The sequence below is a fragment of the Robinsoniella sp. genome, assembly GCF_034124845.1.
In genome coordinates, this window is the sequence record NZ_JAWYAJ010000146.1 from 1 (window position 1) to 4,962 (window position 4,962).

General features: G+C 38.2%; 7 protein-coding genes. All 7 read left to right on the forward strand.

Translation table 11 applies throughout. The annotated features are described in order from the left end of the window. Window positions 1-83 precede the first annotated feature (83 nt). Window positions 84-614 carry an RNA polymerase sigma factor gene (locus ACH2DQ_RS07025; RefSeq protein ID WP_394910707.1) on the forward strand — a complete coding sequence of 177 codons (531 nt, stop codon included), beginning with the start codon at window positions 84-86 and terminating at the stop codon, window positions 612-614. 43 nt (window positions 615-657) lie between these two features. Beyond that, window positions 658-2,046, forward strand: a complete 1,389-nt coding sequence (locus ACH2DQ_RS07030) for a radical SAM protein (protein ID WP_395026113.1) — start codon at window positions 658-660, stop codon at window positions 2,044-2,046. 172 nt (window positions 2,047-2,218) lie between these two features. Then, the gene (locus ACH2DQ_RS07035; protein WP_395026116.1) at window positions 2,219-2,413 is read left to right on the forward strand and encodes a hypothetical protein; all 195 of its coding nucleotides are present in this window, start codon (window positions 2,219-2,221) and stop codon (window positions 2,411-2,413) included. A 76-nt stretch (window positions 2,414-2,489) separates the two neighbouring features. Further along, window positions 2,490-2,810, forward strand: coding sequence for a hypothetical protein (locus ACH2DQ_RS07040; RefSeq protein ID WP_395026118.1), 321 nt, complete (start codon window positions 2,490-2,492; stop codon window positions 2,808-2,810). Window positions 2,811-2,973: 163 nt separating this feature from the next. Continuing rightward, window positions 2,974-3,252, forward strand: coding sequence for a hypothetical protein (locus tag ACH2DQ_RS07045; protein ID WP_395026120.1), 279 nt, complete (start codon window positions 2,974-2,976; stop codon window positions 3,250-3,252). After that, window positions 3,249-3,758 carry a hypothetical protein gene (locus ACH2DQ_RS07050; RefSeq protein WP_395026122.1) on the forward strand — a complete coding sequence of 170 codons (510 nt, stop codon included), beginning with the start codon at window positions 3,249-3,251 and terminating at the stop codon, window positions 3,756-3,758. Before ACH2DQ_RS07045 ends, ACH2DQ_RS07050 begins: the two co-directional genes overlap by 4 nt. Window positions 3,759-3,769: 11 nt before the next feature. Beyond that, on the forward strand, window positions 3,770-4,962 hold a 1,193-nt coding region (locus ACH2DQ_RS07055), incomplete at its 3' end, for a cysteine peptidase family C39 domain-containing protein (protein ID WP_395026124.1).

The window sequence follows — 4,962 nt, forward strand, 5'->3', positions numbered from 1 at the left end:
TTAAACAGTAAAAAAGCCTGCAAAATCAAGGCTTATGGCGTTTTGCAAACGCCTATTTAAAATAGCAAAAGAGAGGTGTAAAAATGATAGACTTGCGTAAGGAAAAGGCTTTTAAGATGGTATATGAACATTATTATGACTATATATATAATTATTTTTACTATCACACTTTCCAAAGAGAGGTTACGGAAGACCTGACCAGTATCACCTTCATGAAAGTGTTGGAAAAAGGGAACCTCTATGATGATGAGAAGGCTAAAGTTGTAACTTGGCTTTTGACGATTGCGAAGAATGTATGGGTGGATTATTTGAGGAAGAATCGGAAAGGGGTTATTTCTATAGATGATCTGATTGATCAGAATATTTCCTTGGAAAATGAAACTTACAGTCAGGTTGAGAATCAGGTAGATATACAAAGAATACTGGGAACTCTCTCTGAAAGAGAACGAATGATTCTCCTTCTTCATTATTATATGAACTTATCTTATGGGGAAATAGCGTTGCAATTGGATATATCTGAAAAATGTGCCAGTGTAACAGCGAGCAGAACACTTAAAAAGATAAAAAATAAATTGGAAAAATCTGAAAATAAATGTAGGGAATTCAATAATTGATACGTATATATATTCAGAGAAGAAAACATAAGAAGGTGATGGCATGTATGCAAAATTAGCAGAACCATATGCGTTAAGGGGGTGGAAGAATCTACCCTTTGCAATTATTAGAACTGACAATGGTACGATCAATTTTCTGGAGCAGGATGGTTTTCAGGTTTTGGAATTTTGTAATGGAAAAATAGATATTGATGCGGTTTTTTTTAATAATAAGCAGAAACAATTTTTTCGTGAATTAAAGGATAAAGAAATTATCAGGATATCCCAGGATCCAATGGAGCTGTCTTTTATACAGAACTACAGGAAAGCGGATAATACATACATAAAAGCCATTCACTGGTCTGTTACAGGCAGATGTAATCTGAAGTGCAGACATTGCTACATGAGTGCCCCGGACTACCGTTACCACGATATGAATACGGAAGAATGTTTTTCAATGATTGACCAGTTCCGGGAAGCAAATGTCAGTGTGATATCTATAACCGGAGGGGAACCATTTCTGCGTAAAGATTTTTTTCAGATTGTGGACAGGATTCTGGAGAGCGGAATAGCCATATCACAAATTTATACAAATGGGATTTTAATAACAGATGATATTTTAAAAGAGTGTGAAAAACGCTCGTTCAAGCCGGAATTTGTCCTGAGCTTTGACGGAGCAGGGCAGCATGACTGGATGCGTGGTATTGAGGGTACGGAAGTAAAGACAATAGAGGTCATACAAAAACTGAAAGAAAATGGATACCGTGTCATGATTGAATCTGCAATCTGCAGAAAAAATATTGACAGACTGAAAGCTACTTATGAGCTTCTTAGGGATCTGAAAGTTGATTTTTGGAAAACTTCGCTGGTTTTTGAAGCCGGAAAATGGAAAGAAAACAATCAGGGAACGCCACTTCAAACAGAAGAATTGTATGAAGCATACCTAAGAATTGTGCGGTTATACAAGGCGGATCATGCACCTATGGGAATACAGCTGGACGGATTTTTTGCATGTGAAAAAGGAAATCTGGAGGGATATGGAAGTCCGTATCAAAGATATGGAGGGGATAAGGAATGCGAGAATGTGAGTTCCTGCCTAAATTGCAGAATTCATCCATATCTATTGCCGGACGGTACCTTTCTACCCTGCCCCTCTATGACGGATTCGGAGATTGAAGGAAATATGCCTAATTTATTACAGACAACCGTAGCCGATATTTATCGGAATATTGAAAATCCATTTTTTCGTCTGGCATCGATAAAATTAAAAGAAGTTATAGATGCAAATGAAGATTGCAGAAATTGTGCATATCGGTATGATTGCGGAGGCGGATGCAGGGCTATGAGTATGTTTTCCGGCAATGGGGTTATGGGGAAAGCTGATATTCTTTGCACTTTTTTTAAAGAGCATTATCCGGATCAGATTAAAAGCCTGATTTTTGCAAGTAGTTGAAATTTTATAAGATAATAAATTTTTATATGGAATATGGAAATATTCGTTTGAGTTTATTGAAGAATTCATAATTTAATCATTCAATATCAGATATTCCCTAATAGAAATTTATATATAAACTATGAAAATGTGTCTGAAAATCATCAGATCAGAGTGTAAGGAGGAATAAACAATGTGCGATGAAAAAAAAGATGAAAACTTAAAAAATGAGGAACTTGACAAGGTAGCCGGCGGCGGAACTGCAGGTGACATTGGCAAAGTAGTTGGTAAAAAAATTATTGAAAAGATGGTAGGAGATGTCCTGGATAACACCAATACCAGCAGAGATGGTTATAAAGATGGTGTTAAAACGGGAAGAAAATTTTAGTTTATACCTGTTACATAATGGATTTTCTTAAAAATCAAAATATAATAAAAGAAAAAGAAGAAAAGGAGAATTAAGAATGAACAATTTAAAAAAGTTTTATGAAGAAGTAGAGAAAAATGCGGAGTTAAAAGAAGAGTTAGTAAAATTAAACAAAGAGGTAGAAGGTAAAGAAGTTGATGAAGCTGCTATCAAAGCTAAATTAATTGAAACTGCAAAGAAATATGATCTTTCATTATGTGAAGAAGATTTTAATGCAGAAGAAGGCGAGTTAAATTTAGATGATTTGAAATCAGTTGCAGGTGGTGCAGGCGGATGCTTCATTTCTAATGCAGGATGCAGCTTATTTGGAGAATTATCACCCGAAGGCGGATGCATTATCATTGGAGCATACGTATAAATTTTTATATATGAAAATCTGTTATTAATAAAATAAAGTTTATTGACCTGAGGATGTGTTTACGAAACATCCTCAGGTTTCAATAAACTTTATTTTGCGTGTAGGGAAGAGCCCGCTTTAAGCGTATATATAAATAGTGAGTACGGGAGAGAAGGGAAAGCGGATGGTAGATTTTGAAAAGACATTAATAGGATTATTGGCTGACCAGAATCCTGCGAGTCATTCAGAGGAATTTAAGAGAAGCCTATGGGAAGAACTGAGGAACAGAGTAATTAAGGAAGAATACCGGGAAGGATTGCAGGAAAGAATGTGTCAGAAAGAACTGCAGGAAAAGCAGCACCAGGAAGAACTGGATTCGGCGGATCTTGATATGGTGGCTGCAGGTGTGAGAAGCCAGAAAAATGTAAAAAAAGCATTGTTTGAGAAAGGAGAAAAACTATGAGTAAAAAAAGCATTTTCAGACAAAGGAGTCTCGATACGGTAGAGTCTCCGGAGCAGTTAGATGAGTATATCCGTGTATCAAATCCCAGTATATGGATTGTTTTGTCCGCGCTGATTATTCTGGCTGCCGCCCTTGTTGTGTGGAGTATGGTAGGATCTTTACCGGAGACTTTGACAGCCAAGGGCGTAACAGTTTCCAACAATATGGTACAGTGTTATGTTGACGCATCAAAATTAAATGAAGATCTGACGGGATGTAAGGCAAATGTTGTGTTACCGGATGGTGCCAGTGTGGAAGGAATTGTAAAGTCAGTAAGCAATAATCCGTATTCACTGGAAGAAATAGCGCAATCCTTAAAAAGTGATTGGGTTGTAGAAAATGTAGCTGTTGGAAATTATGCTTATCAGGTGGATGTTGAACTTCCGGAAGAAGTACGGCAGGACGTTCTGGCTAATGTGACACTGGTAACAGCGGAAGTGAAGCCCATTGTATTTTTATTAAATTAGGAGGTGCGCCCGTGGCAGATAAACAAAAGAAATGTGTCAAAGTGCCTGTTATCATGCAGATGGAGGCTTTGGAATGCGGAGCAGCATGTCTGACAATGATTATGGCATATTATAAAAAATGGGTGCCTCTGGAACAGGTAAGGGTAGATTGCGGAGTGTCCAGAGATGGGAGTAAGGCATCGAATATGGCAAAGGCTGCAGGTGCATATGGTTTGCAGGTGAAAGCCCATCGCTACAGTGTGGAATCGGTGCGTACAAAGGTAACTTATCCGGCTGTCATCCATTGGAATTTCAATCATTTTGTGGTATTGGACGGATTTAAGAGGGGGAAAGCGATTATCAATGACCCGGCACGTGGAGTGGTAGAGATTTCTCCGGAAGAATTTGATAAGTCGTTTACCGGAGTGTGCCTGGAGTTTGAACCTGGTGAGCAATTTGTTGCTGACGGTAAAAAAGAGAGTGTATTGGAGTTTGCTAAAAAAAGGCTGCAGGGGAGTAAATCATCTATCGTTTTTGTAATGATGACTACGGTGCTGACCGCCTTTGTAAGTATATTAACTCCTGTATTTTCAAGGATATTTACCGATAATATTCTCACCGGACAAAATACACAATGGCTGTCCAATTTTCTTGCATTTTTAGCAGTTATTACAATATTTCTGCTGGTTGTAGGTATGATAAATGAAATTTACATATATAAGATCAAAGGAAAAATGGCGATTGTTTCTAATTCGTCTTTTATCTGGCATACCCTGCATCTGCCGATGACGTTTTTTTCACAGAGAATGGCAGGTGACATTGCCAGCAGACAGCTTTTAAATGATGATATAGCAGAAACTCTGGTTGGGCGAATTGCACCGATGCTGATCAATATGGTACTCTTGATATTCTATCTGATCATTATGCTTCGGTATAGCGTGGTACTGTCATTCGTTGGTTTCGCGGCGATAGGTGTGAATCTGGTGCTGGCAAATATTATTTCCCAAAAGAGAATCCATATTACCAGAACGCAGATGCGTGACCAGGGCAAGCTGGACGCTTCTACGGTATCCGGAATTGAAATGATAGAGACGATCAAGGCAGCGGGGGCAGAAAGTGGATTTTTTGAACGGTGGTCCGGATTTCAGGCGTCTGTAAATAAAGCAAAAGTACAATTTGCATTGACAAATCAGTTCCTGGGAGGAATTCCTGCCTTAGTACAGCA

Excerpts from the sequence above, each read along its gene's own strand:
- ACH2DQ_RS07025 (WP_394910707.1), top strand. The coding sequence starts at position 84 with ATGATAGACTTGCGTAAGGAAAAGGCTTTTAAGATGGTATATGAACAT.
- ACH2DQ_RS07030 (WP_395026113.1), top strand. The coding sequence starts at position 658 with ATGTATGCAAAATTAGCAGAACCATATGCGTTAAGGGGGTGGAAGAAT.
- ACH2DQ_RS07035 (WP_395026116.1), top strand. The coding sequence starts at position 2,219 with ATGTGCGATGAAAAAAAAGATGAAAACTTAAAAAATGAGGAACTTGAC.
- ACH2DQ_RS07040 (WP_395026118.1), top strand. The coding sequence starts at position 2,490 with ATGAACAATTTAAAAAAGTTTTATGAAGAAGTAGAGAAAAATGCGGAG.
- ACH2DQ_RS07045 (WP_395026120.1), top strand. The coding sequence starts at position 2,974 with ATGGTAGATTTTGAAAAGACATTAATAGGATTATTGGCTGACCAGAAT.
- ACH2DQ_RS07050 (WP_395026122.1), top strand. The coding sequence starts at position 3,249 with ATGAGTAAAAAAAGCATTTTCAGACAAAGGAGTCTCGATACGGTAGAG.